The 16,739-nt window shown below is 44.7% G+C and carries 14 protein-coding genes; 10 read left to right on the top strand and 4 right to left on the bottom strand.

Translation table 11 applies throughout. The features are described from left to right. The first annotated feature begins 149 nt into the window (after positions 1–149). Positions 150–1,073: a lipase/acyltransferase domain-containing protein gene (locus PSE7367_RS01275; protein WP_015163550.1), complete on the top strand. Its 924-nt coding sequence runs from the start codon at positions 150–152 to the stop codon at positions 1,071–1,073. Positions 1,074–1,143: 70 nt separating this feature from the next. On the opposite strand, the gene PSE7367_RS01270 is transcribed toward PSE7367_RS01275, so the two are convergent. Both PSE7367_RS01270 and PSE7367_RS01265 read right to left on the bottom strand, forming a co-directional pair. Beyond that, positions 1,144–1,506: a phasin family protein gene (locus PSE7367_RS01270; RefSeq protein WP_015163549.1), complete on the bottom strand. Its 363-nt coding sequence runs from the start codon at positions 1,504–1,506 to the stop codon at positions 1,144–1,146. A 75-nt stretch (positions 1,507–1,581) separates the two neighbouring features. Continuing rightward, positions 1,582–1,803, bottom strand: coding sequence for a hypothetical protein (locus tag PSE7367_RS01265; protein ID WP_015163548.1), 222 nt, complete (start codon positions 1,801–1,803; stop codon positions 1,582–1,584). Between the two features lie 856 nt (positions 1,804–2,659). Between PSE7367_RS01265 and PSE7367_RS01260 the strand changes: the two genes are divergently transcribed. From PSE7367_RS01260 to PSE7367_RS01220, 9 genes are all read left to right on the top strand, one after another. Next, complete coding sequence (locus PSE7367_RS01260) at positions 2,660–3,541, top strand: tetratricopeptide repeat protein (RefSeq protein WP_015163547.1); 882 nt, start codon at positions 2,660–2,662, stop codon at positions 3,539–3,541. 239 nt (positions 3,542–3,780) lie between these two features. Then, positions 3,781–4,749: a malate dehydrogenase gene (mdh, locus tag PSE7367_RS01255; protein ID WP_015163546.1), complete on the top strand. Its 969-nt coding sequence runs from the start codon at positions 3,781–3,783 to the stop codon at positions 4,747–4,749. A gap of 113 nt (positions 4,750–4,862) precedes the next feature. Continuing rightward, complete coding sequence (locus PSE7367_RS01250) at positions 4,863–6,215, top strand: MFS transporter (protein ID WP_015163545.1); 1,353 nt, start codon at positions 4,863–4,865, stop codon at positions 6,213–6,215. Positions 6,216–6,910: 695 nt separating this feature from the next. After that, positions 6,911–7,207 carry a DUF3155 domain-containing protein gene (locus PSE7367_RS01245; protein ID WP_015163544.1) on the top strand — a complete coding sequence of 99 codons (297 nt, stop codon included), beginning with the start codon at positions 6,911–6,913 and terminating at the stop codon, positions 7,205–7,207. A 662-nt stretch (positions 7,208–7,869) separates the two neighbouring features. After that, on the top strand, positions 7,870–8,817 hold the full coding sequence (locus PSE7367_RS01240) for an NAD(P)-dependent oxidoreductase (RefSeq protein ID WP_015163543.1): 948 nt from the start codon (positions 7,870–7,872) through the stop codon (positions 8,815–8,817). 212 nt (positions 8,818–9,029) lie between these two features. After that, complete coding sequence (locus PSE7367_RS01235) at positions 9,030–9,590, top strand: pentapeptide repeat-containing protein (RefSeq protein WP_015163542.1); 561 nt, start codon at positions 9,030–9,032, stop codon at positions 9,588–9,590. A gap of 232 nt (positions 9,591–9,822) precedes the next feature. Then, positions 9,823–10,341 carry a tetratricopeptide repeat protein gene (locus PSE7367_RS01230; RefSeq protein WP_015163541.1) on the top strand — a complete coding sequence of 173 codons (519 nt, stop codon included), beginning with the start codon at positions 9,823–9,825 and terminating at the stop codon, positions 10,339–10,341. A 194-nt stretch (positions 10,342–10,535) separates the two neighbouring features. Continuing rightward, positions 10,536–11,630, top strand: a complete 1,095-nt coding sequence (locus tag PSE7367_RS01225) for a sulfotransferase family protein (RefSeq protein WP_015163540.1) — start codon at positions 10,536–10,538, stop codon at positions 11,628–11,630. Positions 11,631–11,697: 67 nt separating this feature from the next. After that, complete coding sequence (locus PSE7367_RS01220) at positions 11,698–12,507, top strand: transporter substrate-binding domain-containing protein (RefSeq protein ID WP_015163539.1); 810 nt, start codon at positions 11,698–11,700, stop codon at positions 12,505–12,507. Between the two features lie 159 nt (positions 12,508–12,666). Here PSE7367_RS01220 and PSE7367_RS01215 read toward each other — a convergent pair whose 3' ends face one another. Further along, positions 12,667–13,137 carry a response regulator gene (locus PSE7367_RS01215; RefSeq protein ID WP_015163538.1) on the bottom strand — a complete coding sequence of 157 codons (471 nt, stop codon included), beginning with the start codon at positions 13,135–13,137 and terminating at the stop codon, positions 12,667–12,669. A gap of 1,565 nt (positions 13,138–14,702) precedes the next feature. Then, positions 14,703–16,649 carry a CHASE2 domain-containing protein gene (locus PSE7367_RS01210; protein ID WP_015163536.1) on the bottom strand — a complete coding sequence of 649 codons (1,947 nt, stop codon included), beginning with the start codon at positions 16,647–16,649 and terminating at the stop codon, positions 14,703–14,705. Positions 16,650–16,739: the final 90 nt, after the last annotated feature.

Here is a 16,739-nt window from a genome sequence, read left to right as displayed (position 1 = left end):
GCTAGGCAAGCCTCATTTTTCTTATCAATTAATCCATAAAATCCAGACTGGGACAGATCAAAAACTGGACTACTAGCAGTATTACCGATCAGAGCGATCGAGTTATGCTTGGCTTAATCTAGCTACAGCTTAGCTGTTGAGGTGTTGCCGTGGATTCTAATGCTGCTAATGGCGATCGCTATAAATATATTTTGTTTGCTCAACATGGCTGGGCGGATACAAATCGATTGATTGGCGCTTTGGCCAATAGTATTGCTAATTCAGATACCCTCGTGATTGCTCCCGATCTAGGTTGGGTGAATACCTGGTGGCGGATCGAGCCATTGATCAATAAGGCAGAAAATATTGCCGCTGAGGCGATCGCCCAACATAATCAAGCGCAAATTATCATTGTTGGCCATTCGATGGGTGGATTGATCTGGTTAGAAATTTTGCAACGGCGGCGGGAATGGTGGCCCAAAATTCATTCGCTTAGTTTGGTGGCCTCACCAGTAGGCGGCGCTAACCTGGGCAAAATTCTTGACCCTGGTGGTTGGGGACTGGGAATTGCTAAGGATCTCGCTACCGATCGCACCCAGATTGCGGCGGAAATAGCGCGATCGATTCCCACCTTGAGTATTGCTGGCGACGTGGATGGTGGCAGTGATGGCACTGTTCTGGTGCAATGCACGCAGTTTGAAAATGCCAATTTTCATTTGATTCCAGGGTTACGGCATGAGAAAATGAAAAACCACCCCCAGGTGGCAGCGGCGATCCTTCAGTTTTGGCAAGATCCCCAGATACCTCAAATGCCTCAGCAAAATTTGGAGTTGTCCCTGGGGCAGGTGCTAATAACCTCACTGCGGGCTATGCCTGGGATCACCAATGCCCACCCCCGTGATTTTAAGCGAGCTAAACTATTTGCCAGTTTACGGGGTAATTACCAGATTAAGGTGTGGCGTAATCCAGTTGGCGTTGACCATGTCTTTTTGGCCGATCCAAAGAACCAGCTATTATATGCGGGGTTTGTGGGGTGGCGCGATCGCCAAGCTTTTTACCATACCCTAGATCAACTTGCCCAGAAGTATGACTAAGTTGAAGTTACTCCCAAATCTCAACTTAAATCTTTGGCACATTGAAGATAGCTTAATTCTCCTGATTCTCCTAGCTATCCTTCATTTTTTCTAGCTCTCGCTGCAATTCCTGTACCTTATCGCGGAGGCTTTGCACCTGTTCGGGATCGGCACCGGGTAGATTCTCATCATCGTCCAGAATCTCGATCGTACGTGGTGTTTGACTAGTCGATCCGTCGCCAGACTTGGATGCACCAACCGGTTGCTGAGCCTGGTTCACCATATCATCCACAAACTTGCGGGCTTCTTCGCTGGTCATTTCACCGCGCTCGACGAGATCATCAGCGATCGCCGCCGCCTGATCTTGGATATCATTCAGCTTTTCGCTGACTTTTTCACCAGCTAGCGATGCCAGACCTAAGCCAAAATAGATCGCTTTTTTGAAGGGATTCACAGGCCACAACTCCTTATTTCACGACAAGATCAGCAACTGGACAATGGACGCTTGAACCTGATCCTAATCATTATTTTAATCAATATTGATGCCAGCGCTAGTGGGGCTAACATCACCTACGATCGTACAATCGGGGAAAGCAACCTTAAATTCCGCAATTAAATCATCGATTTCTTCGAGCGCTTGAGTAACATCAATGCTGAGATTGCCAAGGTTGTCTTTTTCGAGTAGCTTGGCCAGAACAGAACGACGTGAGGCGATCGCTTCTACTTTAGTTTTAATATTTTCTGGGGTCATGACAATTGCCTATGGTTTGCTTGGATTTAGGATAAAAGCAGAGAGCGGTGATCAACTAATCTAGATGAATTAATCTAATCATTTATTATAATTAGGTGATTAGGTGGTGGTTAAGCCTAAGATCGCCTAACACATGCAACACTTGCTAAATTTTAGCTCAGCGATCGATTAATTAACACCAGGCTATGGGCTTGAATTATTGGGATCGCCCTACTTAGATGATCCGCGCTAGTTCAATATTCTTCAATATTCTTCAATATTCAGGTCAATAAAAAGCGATTTTTAGTAACTATCTCTAGTAGAGCAACCAGGTCTTTGGGCGATCGCCATTGACGACAAGCTAGGATTTATAAATAATTAGCTAAAAAGCACGCTAATCAGTTTGCATAATCTAACTAAATTAATCTTAAACATAGTCGGTCATCAGCTCCAACCCAAGTTATTGAATTAATGTGTATAATCAACCTGCCAGAATATTTAGAACAATTCAACTAACTGGATTGGCTGGTATGTTCTATTAAATTAGTAAGCTAGATATTTAGTTAATTGAGTGGTGTTAATTAATTGTTAGTTTGGCCAGAATAAAAGCATTGTAGCTAAACGAATATGCAAATATTCTTACCCTAATGCTCATGCCCTAATGCTCATGCCCTAATGCTCATGACTGGATCAAACTACCGTTAATTGAACGCATACTTCTCGATGCTGATCGTAGAACAATCGTAGAACAACTAACAACTTAGCTAACTTAGTCTAAATCTAAACTAACGATCCAAATTGCTAGCGTTATAATTTTGTTAGTGATTTGATTGGCATTAAATTTGTAATTGTATTTGAGAAATCTGAGAGGATAACCGTGCGCGATCGCCTATTTCTATTTGCTATCCTGGCTGGCCTTACCTGTGGTGGTGCAACCGTTGCTCCGGTTCAAGCGCAAGCGCTCTTGCCCCACACCCTCAAGGTTAACTTCACCAACCTAGAAAACCAAGGCTTGGCACTGGCAGGAGATGCCGCTCAACTGGCTCAATTCCGGCAATATGAACTGGCGCTGGCCAGGGCTAAATTGGCTGTGCAACTCGCTCCCCAGGCATTTCAAACCCAGGCGATCTTAGGCAGCATCTATTTGCGTCAGGGCGAATACGAAAAAGCGATCGCCATCCTCAACAAGTCCTATAGCCTCAAGCAAGATAATCCTGCTGTATTATTTAGCCTTGGTTCGGCTTACATCCGGATTCAGGAATATCCCAAGGCGATCGAAAATATTAAAGCTGGCCTCAAGATCGTCCCCAAGGAACCCACCGCAATTTTTGACCTGGGTAATGCCTATTTTCTCAGCAATCGCTATGACGAGGCGATCGAGCAATATGAGATTGTTACTAACCTGGATGAAAAATTCTGGGCGGCTGCCAATAATATTGGTCTGGTGGAATATGAGCGTGGCAACCAGGACAAAGCGGTCAGATTCTGGGAGCAAGCAGTCAATCAAGCGGAAAAAGGAGACGAACAGGCAGCGGAACCAAAACTAGCCCTGGCCGTGGTTTTATATCAAGCTGGCAACCGCGATCGCGCCCTCAAGCTGGGCGAAGAAGCCCTGGGCATCGATCCCCGCTATGGCAAGCTCGACTTCCTCAAGGAGAATTTGTGGGGTGAGAAACTCCTGGACGATACTAAGCCTCTTCTGGCAGAAGAAACCCTGGCGGAGATTGTGGCAGAAAGTTTGCCAGACGAAGAGGAATAACAGCTCTTAGGCTCTCAGTTTAAATTAAAAGTTTAAATTAATTGAAAGTTATGACATGCCGATCGGGTTTGGCTTGGGTTTGGTTGGGGTTTGGCTGGGGGTTGAACATGGCCAGAATGTTAATTAATTAGTAATTACCAGCCATCTGCGGCGCTGAGTTGTCAAAATAGTAAATAGGAACGTTGACAGGTAACTAATCGTCAACCTTAACCATTAGCTATTTTGAGCCTGCAGAGTAAATGTTTAAACCCAATCGACGCATTGACCATTCTCCCACCCGCGTTTCTGTAATCGGCGCAGGGAATGTTGGTAGCACCCTGGCGCAACGGATCGCTGAGAAGAATCTGGCTGACGTGGTTTTGCTAGATCGCGTTCCCGGTAAACCGGAGGGAATGGCGCTGGATTTGATGCAGGCTCGCGCGATCGAACATCACGATCGGCTGATTGTTGGCACTTCTGATTACAAAGACACCGCCAATTCCGATGTGGTGGTGGTGACTGCTGGGGTGCCCCGGAAACAGGGGATGAGCCGCGAAGATTTGCTACGAGTGAATGCGGAGGTGGTCGCTTCTGTGGTGCCAATGGCAGTGGAACATTCGCCGGATGCAATTTTTATTGTGGTGACCAATCCGCTGGATGTAATGACCTATCTGGCCTGGAAGGTAAGCGGCCTGCCCAAGAGTAAGGTAATGGGCATGGCTGGCGTTTTGGATGCTTCCCGCTTTCAAGCTTTTATTGCGATGGAATTGGGCATTTCGATCGCCGATATTACGGCAATGGTGATGGGTGGACATGGCGATCTAATGGTGCCATTGCCGCGCTATTCCACTGTCTCTGGGGTGCCAATTACGGAACTAATGACCCCAGATGCCATTACCCGCCTGGTCGATCGCACCCGTCATGGTGGCGCGGAGATCGTCAAGCTGATGCAAACGGGCAGCGCTTATTTTGCCCCCGCTTCGGCAGCAGCAGAGATGGTGGAAGCAATTTTACTCAATCGTCGCCGGATTATTCCCGTTGCCGCTTATCTTGATGGTGAATATGGCTTGCATGATTTATTCATGGGTGTGCCGGTGCAATTGGGGCAGGAGGGGATCGATATGGTGGTTGAGCTGAACTTGTCTAAAGCAGAATTAAATGCTTTGCACACGTCTGCTAAGTCAGTGCGTGAAAACATCGATCGCCTTGCTGCCATGAACTTGGCCTAGAGATTTAGAGACTCTTAGATGCTTAGTAATCGATACTTAGTGATCGAGAGCTTGGTTTAAGACAGGTATAGAAATTAGAAATTTTAGTTAATTAAAATCAATTATTAATAGCTATGAACCCGCCACCAAAGCTAGTCGCCTCAGGTATTCTCTGGTCGAGGGTGTTGGCTCTTGCTGCTATGCAGGGTGCAATCTCTCTTACCTGGGTCTATTACAACATCTACTTTCCCGATCTGCTTGGTCAATTTGGCTTCTCGGCTCAGATCGCGGCTTTTATTTTGTTCTTTGAAGGACTGATGGCGGCAGCGGTTGAGCCAATTATGGGGCGAGTGTCCGATCGTGCTAAGCGTTGGACTGGCACCAAGTTGCCATTGATTGTGTTGGGAATCATCCTGGCCGCGACGGTATTTTTGGCAATTCCAGCGATCGCTATTTTTGGTAGCCCTGCCGGGGTATTACGCTGGCTGTTACCGGTGGTGTTGGTGGCCTGGGCGTTTACAATGTCGCTGTTCCGCAGTCCAGCAATTAGCTTACTGGGACAATATGCGATTGGTTCTAAGTTACCCCAGGCAGCCAGTATTTTAACCCTGGCGGGGGGATTAGTAGGCTCGCTGAAACCATTGGCCTATAACCTGATTTTGGGCATGGGGCCAGTGATTACTTTTTTAACTGGTTCGATCGCCCTGTTGGTGGCTGGGGCCGTGCTAAGGCTGACAAATCCACCAGCTTCCACGAATCAAATTGAAGATTTAAGTGGTGAAGGCGAGATTTCTGATGCTGATCTAGCAGAGCGATTGATCACTGGCAATGATCTGGATCAAGCCTTAGACCAAGCTGCTTCAGTAATAATCGAACCAAGTGCTCGCCTTGGCCTAGCCAGTCTGAACCAGGAGCTGCCCTGGGTGTTCAATGCCATTTTGATTTTTGTGATTGGGATTCTGGTCGGTGGCACGTTTAGATTCCTAGTCGTTCGTCTTTTCCCTGCCTTCATGGCCAATAGCATCTTTGCCGATAATATCAGCCTGGGGATGGGCTTGATGTTTATCTCAATGGCGTTTTTTGCATTGCCAATGGGTTGGCTGGCGGCTCAGGTTGGCAATAAATTAATGATGACGATCGCGGCGGCTGGGTTTGCCATTTTGCTCGTTGCTCTATTGGGGATAAAGGTGGCGGCGATCGTAACTTTAGTCATGTTAGCGATCGCGGCTTGCTGGAGTGTGGTGATCAATGGGGTTATTCCCCTAGCGCTGGAACTGATGCCAAACAAATTAAGTGGCTTTGGGATCGGTCTCTATTTTGGTGGGTTTGGCGGCATTAATGGCGTGTTTCATTTTATTTTTCCGGATCTTAAGGCGATCACCTTGGCGCAAGGAGCTTTTGGTACGGCGATCGCTTTTGTAGCGTTGATTGTCTGTGTTGGCCTGAGCCGAAATCTCAGCCAGGATCTAAGCCGTAAAGCAGCTTAAATATCTAAAAACACAAAATACCTGAATTTTGGTGCTGTGACCTGGTAATGCTCACGATTAACACGATTAAATAGAAGCAAGCGTTGCAGCTAAACTGAATCCAAATATTTCCAAACTTGATCTTTAGATTAATTTACGCAACCATACAGAGCTAATAAATATTTTAGCTTTGTGAACCTGGGGGAATTATTTAAATCAACTTGAGTGCAACAGAGATTGGCAACCCCTAATTTTTCATTACTGGCGATCGCCACTCTTGTTAAAGTAACCTGTCAATCCAATAATTGCTCAAAATATTCTGCTTTTTTACTTCCGCCAGGGAAATATCCCTACAAAAAAGCAAATATAATAGCCGTGCAAAAGTTTAATCCTTGTAAAGTCATAATCTTTGCTAAATGTTAAGTTAAGCGATTTTAATGTGAGCACTAATTCATCGTGTGTAAAGAAGCAATCCGATCGCCACAAGTCAATCCCATAGAAGTATCTGGATATATTTCTTGCGAGCTATTTCGCAGTGCAGAGCCAGGAAGATTGCCCAGACTGGATCGCTAGAATCTATGCCGAGTAAGCATTTATTAAAATTGTAAAGAAAATTTGAAGTTCAGTCATAAGATAGATATAATAGACAACGGTTTTGTAATCCAAATAACAATCCAAACGCTAAATAATGGGTCGTAAATTAGGAGGTAGTTGAATTGGCTAGGAGACGGAAACGGAAAAGTAGACGTCGTCAAGAAGGTCGTAAGATCCTGGAGATGATACCCCAATTCAGTATCGATAGTGGTAGTGATAAACCAGTGACTGCTGCGCGGAAGTTCATCCATAACTCTGGGATTGCTCCCCCTGCGCTACTTCTGGTCAGACGTAATGAACATACCACCGATCGTTACTTTTGGGCAGAAAAAGGTCTCTTTGGTGCGCAATATGTAGAAGAAAATCACTTTTTGTTTCCTAGCTTAAGGCCTCCGGAAGAGCTGGCTATGGCTAGATAGTAACTTTGCTATTGGCAGCAACAACGCAATACATATAGTTTAGCGATCCCGATCGGTAATCTAGATTCGTAGGCTAGACTCTAGCCGCAAATTAATTTGCAAGCTGCTAGGAACGAATCCCCATACTATCCTCTGTGCTTTAATGGCTAGTAATAATTTACCTATGGCAATTAACTACAATTAACTATTAGTTAATGCCTTGCTGGTGAATTATTGTTGGCTGGTTGAAACAGTTAGGCTAGTGTGGGGATTGTGCTGTTGATTTTTTTTGATTTTTAGTTGATCAGACCTATGGTTCAGTTTTGTAATCTGATTTTGTATCTAAGTCCTATCTAAGTCCAAATGCACAAAATTTAGTTGGCTAAGCTAAATTTGATGAGACTTGTTTACTGTTGATTCTATTAACTATTAATTAGCTTGGTTAGCTTGGTTCGATACTGAGCTAAGTTAGCTCTGCTCAATGGATTTATCACTAACTACCTGATTAAATCAAGTCACTATCAAACCAGTAACATCGATCGTTGCTAGTCATTAAGCGCTGAACTTTGAACTTGATTTGAATTTAGGCCGACTTAAACTAGGTTAAGCCGTGGTTTTGCGTAATCCAAATAAAACAGATATTTAATTAAATTAAAGTAACTTTAATAACGTAACTGACTGAAATGACTACACAAAAGGTTGCTTTCCTAGGGCTAGGCGTAATGGGTGCGCCAATGACTATTAATCTGGCCAAAGCAGGATATGCGGTTACGGCCTGGAATCGGACTGCCGATCGCCCCCACATTAGCGAGGTGGAAGCAGCAGGTGCGATCATTGCCCCATCAATAGAAGCAGCGATCGCCGATGCAGACGTAATCTTCTTGTGTTTGGGTGATGCCCCGGATGTAGAAGCGGTCGTATTAGGAGACGGTGGAGTAGCTGAATTTGCTAAGTCCGAAGCAATGATTGTAGATACTAGCACCATCGGTGTCAGTGCTGCCAAGAAAATAGCAACAGAATTGCAAAAGCACAACCTCAGGTTCCTCGATGCACCGATTTCAGGGGGTGACATTGGCGCTCAAAAAGGAACTTTGACGATCATGGTGGGTGGCTCTGAGGCTGACTTTGAGGCTTGCATGCCGCTATTTTCGGTGCTGGGTAAAAGCATCCATTGGTGTGGGCCATCCGGTAGTGGTCAGGGTGTAAAGTTATGTAACCAGGTCTTGGTTTCCTTAAATATGGTCGGAATCTGCGAGGCGATGCTCCTGGCGGAAAAGCTTGACATCGATCCGCAATTGGTGGTGGATGTGTGTGGTAGTGGCGCGGCGGGCTCTTGGGCTTTAACTAACCTGGGCATGAAGGTGGCCGAGGCAGATTTTCAACCAGGGTTTATGATCAAACATATGCTTAAGGATTTGCGGTTAGTGCTAGAAGCCTATCACCAGGCAGCACAGGTGCTTTACCAGGTGCCAGACGAAACTTTTGGTGAGGGAATGCCAGGGGTTGAGCTGGCTGATCAGCTATTTAAAGATGTCAGAGATCTAGAAGATGGCGATCGGCAGGGCACCCAGGCCATGATTCGGGCTTATCGAGAGTTTTTGCAAAAGGCGATCGATCTTCCACCGCTCTGATTGAATTATGCCTCTCTAGGTATGTAGTTATGGTTCTGTTGAACTCAGATTTTGTTAGGTTGGATTAGTTAAACCAAAATCTAATCAACAACATTTACACTTATGCATTTTCCGATGCATTTTCTGATGCATTTTGAATATTTTGGCTAAGAAACTCTCTAATCTGCATTGGCAAATACAATCGCATCAAGCAATAGCTTAGAGATATCGCCATGAATGAATTTAATCCCAGTAAACAAGACGCTGCCCTGGGTGGCAATTCACCGCCCCCAACCAACGGCGCAGTATTGGGCGGTAGCGATCGGGCCAGGATATTTTGGCAGCGCTATAAACAAGGCAATCGTAATTTTACCTATGCTGATTTGACGGGCATTAATTTAAGCAGCTATAACCTCTACAAGGTAAATTTACAGGGAGCCAACCTGAAGCAAGCAATCCTGGCGGGGACAAACATGCGTCGTGCTAGCCTGAGTGATGCTAATCTGGCTAATGCTGATCTCAGTGGCGCGATCTTAGATGAAACAAGCCTCTACTATGCCAACTTATTTGGTGCTGATCTGAGTAATGCCAGCCTGTTTGGTAGCGATCTACGGGGTGCCGATTTGCACCGTGCTAATTTATTTGGTGCTAATTTATATGGTTGCGATCTCAGGAATGCAGCGAATTTGACCCTCAATCAAATTAGATCAGCTAATAATTGGCAGCAGGCTAAGTTTGATCAACAGGTTTGCCAAAAACTGGGGTTGCCGCGATCGATCCAGGGCGGTTGGTAGGCGATCGTTAGTGGTTGGGTTATTTTAGATTTAGATAATGTTAGATAGTTGTTTAATTTTTAAGTAGTGGTGCAATTGCCTGCCATGATTAATTAACATCTTGATTGATTGTGTCCGGGTCGATCGCTGTTTGGCTTAATTCTCAATCTCTTAATCTAGAGATCTAAATATCTGAATATCTCAATATCTGAATATTTCAATTAACTAAAAATCAATATTATTTGTCTGGCTTATGGAAGGTTCTTTAGCAATCGCTTATCTGGGTGCTTTAATTGTGCTGCTTGGTGCAGTAGGAGCATTAATTATTCGCCAAATCTTGAAAAATCGCAGTTTGGAATCGGTGATTACCAAGCTGCAACCAAAACTACAAAAGGAGAAAGGCGCACCAGAAGAGCATTATGAATTAGGCAGCGTTTATTTGCGTAAAAAGCTCTATGTCAAGGCGATCAGTGAATTTAATAAGGCTCTCAAAGCCAGTGAATCCGGTATTCCGCAGGTGAATAATGCGATCGGGTTTGCCTATTTCAGCCAAGAGCAATATGACCTGGCGATCAAAAACTATAAAGAAGCGATCGCCCTTGATCCTGAATATGTGGGCGCGATCAATAATTTGGGACATGCCTATGAGCGTAAAAAATTAATTCCCCAGGCGATCGCTGCCTATGAAGATGCGTTAAAACTAGAACCAGACAACAAAACCGCTAAGCGCCGTCTCGATGCTTTGGTTAAGCGGGTTTCCCCTGGTTCTTAGTGGCTCTGAATCTTGAGCTACCAGGATTAGTGACTTGTACCCAAACCCTAGGGTTGACGGATGCTTAGTTCCAATTAATTTTTCAAGCGTTATAACTAATTAACTATTATTAACTATTGGTTTTAACCTTGTACTTCATGGCTGGCTGTTTATTGTTTATTAAGTTTAAGTGACAGCCGCTCCCTTGATCATGCATGACTAGTAAGACTGAAATTCAACCCTTCAAAGCCCCAGAGCTGTTTATTGTTAGCTCTGGTCGATCGGGCACTACCCTGTTGCGATCGATTCTCAATGCCACAGAGCAGATTTATATTCCCTATGAAAGCGATTTTATTGCCAGGGTCTATCCCTACTATCACGATCAAACGACCTTCAGTGAAGTAGATTATCGCCAAATCATCAAGCTATTTTATGAGACGACGGAAGTGGCTGGTTGGGAGATGGCGGCAGATTTTATTCTTGAAAGCCTGATCCAAGCTGCGCCCCAGTCTTTTGCAGATGTAAATAGTGTGATCTATAGTGCCTATTTGCAGGCTAATGGTCTAACCCAATTTGCCTATGGAATTAAGTCCCCTGTTTTAATTGCTAGTCTCGATCGGGTGTTTGCAACCTATCCAGCCGCCAAGCTGGTGCATATAGTGCGCGATGGGCGGGATGTGTGTCTTTCCTATCAGCAGGTACACCTCAAAAGTAGGGTAAAATTTGGCCCAAAGGGACTAGTTGCCAATGCCTTGTACTGGATTGATGGTTTACGCCGCGTGGCTGAATTCAAACGGCAGGATCAGGAAATCGAGGCGATCGAACTGCGTTATGAAGATATGCTCAGAGAGCCAGATCTAACCTTCAAGCAGCTTTGCGACTTCTTGGAGATCGATTATCGATCGCAGATGCACCAGGATTTTTATAAGCTAGAGCGCAATCAAAAACTGGTTGATCAAAACTATATGAATGCCTTTCATGGCAAAGTAAAGTCAGCACTCGATCCCAGCAACACCAGTAAATATGTGCACAAAATGACGCGCCTGCAAAAGTTTACCTATGAACTAGTAGCCGCGCCCTATTTGCATAAGTATGGCTATAACTTTGACTTCCCCTGGCTCAAGTTTTTTATATTTGACCTGATCCGGTTGCCGCTCTATTGGTTAGCGAGAATTTTTAATAATCTGCGCTATCAAAAGCGCGACCAGGCTACCTGGCATTGGGCGATCGAAAAGTATGGTGATATTCTAGAACAGCCAAATCCAGATCCAGTTGAATCGGTTGATCAGGCTGGAAAGACCATGATTTAGCGTATATTAATGATTGGATTTATGCGCTGGACTCCCACGATCGCGTTAGAGGATTTGATCTAAGCCCATGACAAATTGGCCTAACTGGCAAAAAGTTCTATTACCCTTATTACCCTTGACGATTGCGACCAATCTATTTGGTCTGGCAGTTGGTGTAATTACTCCTGCTGCCGCGATCGGTGCAGATTGGGCAACGATCCAAAAACGCGGCTATTTAGTGGTGGGGGTGAAAGATAACCTGCCACCATTGGGGTTTAGAAATGAAGCGGATCAGTTAGTGGGCTTAGAAATTGATATTGCTAAACGCCTGGCCCAAGAGCTATTGGGAGATGAAACATTAGTGGAGTTTGTGCCGCTGGCGAACCGCGATCGCCTTGATGCCCTCTGGAGCGATCGGGTGGATATTGTAATCGCCCAGATCACCCTCACCAATAATCGCGCCCGTTTGGTAGATTTTACCCTGCCCTATTACACCGATGGAATGGCTTTGGTCGCTAGAAAAGGCCGTGAATCAGATGATTTCAATCGATCGGCTCGTATTGCTGTCCTGGGTGGCTCGGCCAACATTACAGCATTGCAATATTACTTTCCCACCGCAGATTTAATCGGTGTGGATTCCTATCAGTCTGGTCTGGCTGCGTTGCAAACCAATCAAGTAGATGCGTTTGCTGGCGATCGTAGTGTGCTTTCTTTTTGGCTCCAGTCCCATCCTGAATTTGTGGCCATAGAGCAAAATTTAGCGCCTACCAGTCTAGCGATCGCTATGCCCAAAGGGTTGCAGTACCAAGAATTAAGACATGGAGTCTATGCACAAATCGAACAATGGCGTGAATCGGGCTGGCTGAGGGAGCGGGCTGATCATTGGGGTTTGCCCTAACGCTCAACAAACATTAGTTTGCTGCAAAATATTTATTCGCTAAGGTCGCAATAGGTTGTGGTGCGATTCTTCGTAAAGACAAATCAAGGAGTACAGCGATTTGTCAAACCTGGTTCATACAGCAAGTTATTCACAATTTATTTGTAATTTATTTACAAGTTATTCAAAGGAATCAATTAATCGCCGATCGGGTAATTTGACCAATTCAAACCAATAGCGATCGATTATTTCCAATAAATCAACCATTTCTTCAAAGCAGGTTGGTTTTGATATATATGAACTACCACCAGGCTGATAATTACAGAAAAGCTCTTTATCGCTTTGGGTTGGGGTGAGACCAATTACCGGAATAAGCTTTAACTGGGGATGTGCTTTAATTTCCTCTAGCGCTGCTTTTTGGCCTCGATGGGGCAAATTTAGATCCAATAAAATCAAATGCGGAGTTGGCGAGCTAGCCGGTTTAGCATATTGATCCCGGTGATATAAATATGCCAGTAACTCTGCTTCATTGGTCACAAAGTGAATGTTAAAGTTTTCCTCTCTTTCAGCCAGGGATTTATGAATTAGTAGCCGATCGGCCGGATCATTCTCTGCTACTAATATGTTGATCGTCTCAGGTTTATTGCGCATGAAGTGAACGTTTGGGATAGTTGTTAGTTACGAATGAATTAGCAATCGGGTAACAAACATCCATGCTGCTGATACTTTCCGCGATCGGCGACCTTGATTGTTGTGCCAGCGGAAATATTGCTGCAATTAGTTACATACAGACTCAACCATGATGGATACCCACCATAGGTTCAAAAATCTTATATTGTTCCCCCCCCAGTCTTAAGTCATTGGCTACTTTGATCCTGAAAACTTGGTTCATTATCAAACAGCCATTTTAATCAAGCTTAGCTAGATACTTCTAAAATATCTTCGCCATAGTGATGAGCCAAAATGAATTGGTAGTTTGGCTCAGTAAGTAATTAGCCCCCCATATAAAGCTATTTCTAAGCAAACTATATTTGGCTTAGTTTAAGTTACCAAATTTCAGGAGCATAACCAGCCAAAGGTTTAGATCCTATTTAAGATCTTTTATACCTAAAGTTATGTTTGTTAATCATTGGCTCTAGATACTAGAAACATTCCCCTATCAATAATCGGTAGCTGATTACTAATGCTGATTACTGATGCCGATGATCAAGCATGATTTCGGTGAATCCTAGTTGGCGAAATGCAAATAACCAGCTTTCATAAATATTCTAAAAATATCCTGGCACCAGTTTTAAGCTCATGCTTAAATACCCTAACGTCAATATAACAGTGCACCTAAACACTAATGTATATCACTTAACCAATTTAAAATAACTTGCCATCTCCGCAAAGTATTTAGGTGGTCTGAGCAATATCCATCATAATTCTTGTGATTGAGTGCTCCCCGAATTTAGATTTACAATGCTTAACCAGCCTTTAAACTTACAATTTGAACTTACACTTTAAATTTACAATTAACTTAATAATTAAAAGTAAGAGGGCTAAAGCAGACGCTCTGGTTCTTGATTGTTAGGTATTGTTAGGTATTGCTAGGTGTTGATTGCTTGCCAGTTTATGTTGAAATCAACTTACCGAATCAATTAGCTAACTTAGTATGACTTACTACAGCTTATTTAGAAAAGAAATGCTACTGTTATGCTGCACTGTAGTAATTGCCTAACTGCTTAGTCTTAATATGCACATTCTAATCTAGACTACGGGATTTACATGTTTAATTTTTCTCACGATTAATTAAATTTAACTATTGCAGTGTTTTTTAGACCCGATCGCCTCGCGTAATTTTCTACAATAGAATTAGATTTTGAGGAGTAAAACCATGACTCATCCAACCCCAGTCGAAATTAGACATCAGGAAACGACTTTTGATTTGATCCTGTTTTCGATCCTGGCGCTCTGCGTAATTGTCTTTGTGGTACTGGTAGGCATTTTTTAAGCTGTACTAGTTTACTGGACTGTAATTTAAAATTGCTGAGATGATTCAGGATGCTTGATTAAATATCTTGATTAAATATAAAGTCAGTATGATGGCGATCGCAGCTTAGAACCGATCGTTAGCTTGACATAGGCATAGGATGGGTTAGGTATTTAAGAACATTAGATGTGATTTGGGCGATCGACTCACCAATAGCTATTATCGATGGTCACTGTATCAATACCTATATCTCAGCTTCTGGTTGCTTGGTGGCCTCCTCCACATGCCCCAAGACCCTATATACCGGAGTTTCCTGACACCGTCCCTTCAGTGCATAATCACCGACAAAGTCAAGCTCAAAAGATTGTGGGGTGAGTAAATCTGCCGTTTCCGCACCAATCAAAATATGGTACTCGCCGCCATCTACCTGTTTATTCAAGTTCTCCAGTCGCGCCGCAATATTCACCACATCCCCCACCACTGAATATTCCATTCGGGCGGTGCTGCCAATACTACCGGCGATCACCTTGCCGGAATTAACCCCAATGCCAGTGACAATATTTGGTCGTCCCTGGGCTTGCCAAACTTGATTCATGGCCTGGAGCTTTTGGCCGATCGAGATCGCCGCAGTAATCGCATTATCGGCATCCTGCTGCCATTCCGATGCATGGCGGTGGGGAATGGGCACGCCAAACACAGCCATCACCGAATCACCAATATATTTATCCACCATGCCACCGTGTGCCAGAACCTCAGTGGCGATCGTGCCCAGATATTCATTCAACCACCAGAGCACCTCGTGGGGCGGCTGCACTTCGGCGGTGGTGCTGAAATTACGCATATCTGTAAATAAAACCGTTACAAATACTTCTTGGCCAACAATCCGCCCTTCGGTTAAAAACTGATCACGATGCTGCCAGATTAGCTCCACTAGCTCCGATGACACATGCCGCGAAAAGAGGCTAACTAATAATTGGCGATCGGCTTGCGATTGGGTATATTCGGCAGTTATGACCAAACCGTGGGCGATCGCTAAACCCAGAATCGCCGGAAAGAAGGGCAGCCACCAGGCTTGGCTAAAGGCCAAATAAACAACTGCAACCAGGCTCAGGCATAAAACTACCAACACGCCCAGTTTTTTGAAGGTATTGGGAATCAGGGCAGCGGCGATCGCGCCAGCGGCAGTCCAGACCAAAATCCAGATTGCTTCGGCATAATCAGGTGCAGCTTGAATAAATGGTCGATCGTCCAATGCAGCAGCTAAAATCTGATCAATGATGTGGGCATTGATTTCCACGCCAAACATCACATGCTCACCCAAACTAAAGGGCGTGGGATGAAAATCATTGACGCTGATCGCGGTAATGCCAATTAACACGATTCGATCGCGGAATAGATCGGGATGCAATCGCCCTGACAATACATCCACCGCTGAAACATGCCTAAATGAGCCAGGTGCGCCGCGATAATTAAGCATCACCTGATAGCCATTGGCATCAATTTTGTGATATCCACCATAGTTAGGATCGAGGCGGGGAATCACTCGCTTACCAGCAGGGCCATGGATGGCAAATTCAACCCGATCGGGATCAAATATAATTTTAATATCGTGCTGGATTAGATAATCCTGAGCGATCGTGAAGGCGAATGATTCATAGTCAGCCACCAAAAGCGCTCGCCGCACCACCTCGCCCGCATCCTTGGGCACGTTCACGAAACCATAACTACTTACCGCCGCTAGATCCGGTGGTAGTTCTACGGTCTCAGCTCGGTCAAGGGATAACAGCGTTGCATTCACCACATTACCAGCTTTAGCCTGCGCTGCAATTAACTCGGCGCGCCCCGAACCCACGGGAATATCTAGATATTTATCAATCCCAATTACAGCCGGATCAGCGGCATCAATAATTTCAATTAATTGGGCAAAGGCTTGATCTTGCCAGGGCCATTCACCCCGCTGTTGCAGATCGAGTTCGCTGATTTCGACGATCGTGATCCGATCGCTAGTTGCCTGCTTTGGCTGCAATCGCAATAAATAGTCCCATTCCTTTAGCTCCAACGGCATCAGCGCACCAATGCTACGCAGCGATAAAATCACCCCGGATACTGCCAGGATTGACATGGTGGTAGTAAGCGATCGCCGATATTTCTGCCAGACTTGATTGGGATGATGCCAAAATTGGTTGAGCATTGCTGGCGCACATAAATATAAACAATCAAAATATTTAGGGCTTGAGCCTGATCGCCGATGCCATAGCTGGATTAACTCATTCCCGATCGC

The sequence above is a fragment of the Pseudanabaena sp. PCC 7367 genome (genome assembly GCF_000317065.1).
Classification (GTDB): domain Bacteria; phylum Cyanobacteriota; class Cyanobacteriia; order Pseudanabaenales; family Pseudanabaenaceae; genus Thalassoporum; species Thalassoporum mexicanum.
This window is presented reverse-complemented; position numbering and strand designations above follow the sequence as displayed.

Coding starts and splice junctions, on each gene's coding strand:
- PSE7367_RS01265 (WP_015163548.1), bottom strand. CDS start 1,803: ATGACCCCAGAAAATATTAAAACTAAAGTAGAAGCGATCGCCTCACGT.
- mdh (WP_015163546.1), top strand. CDS start 3,781: ATGTTTAAACCCAATCGACGCATTGACCATTCTCCCACCCGCGTTTCT.
- PSE7367_RS01250 (WP_015163545.1), top strand. CDS start 4,863: ATGAACCCGCCACCAAAGCTAGTCGCCTCAGGTATTCTCTGGTCGAGG.
- PSE7367_RS01240 (WP_015163543.1), top strand. CDS start 7,870: ATGACTACACAAAAGGTTGCTTTCCTAGGGCTAGGCGTAATGGGTGCG.
- PSE7367_RS01235 (WP_015163542.1), top strand. CDS start 9,030: ATGAATGAATTTAATCCCAGTAAACAAGACGCTGCCCTGGGTGGCAAT.
- PSE7367_RS01230 (WP_015163541.1), top strand. CDS start 9,823: ATGGAAGGTTCTTTAGCAATCGCTTATCTGGGTGCTTTAATTGTGCTG.
- PSE7367_RS01225 (WP_015163540.1), top strand. CDS start 10,536: ATGACTAGTAAGACTGAAATTCAACCCTTCAAAGCCCCAGAGCTGTTT.
- PSE7367_RS01220 (WP_015163539.1), top strand. CDS start 11,698: ATGACAAATTGGCCTAACTGGCAAAAAGTTCTATTACCCTTATTACCC.
- PSE7367_RS01215 (WP_015163538.1), bottom strand. CDS start 13,137: ATGCGCAATAAACCTGAGACGATCAACATATTAGTAGCAGAGAATGAT.
- PSE7367_RS01210 (WP_015163536.1), bottom strand. CDS start 16,649: ATGCTCAACCAATTTTGGCATCATCCCAATCAAGTCTGGCAGAAATAT.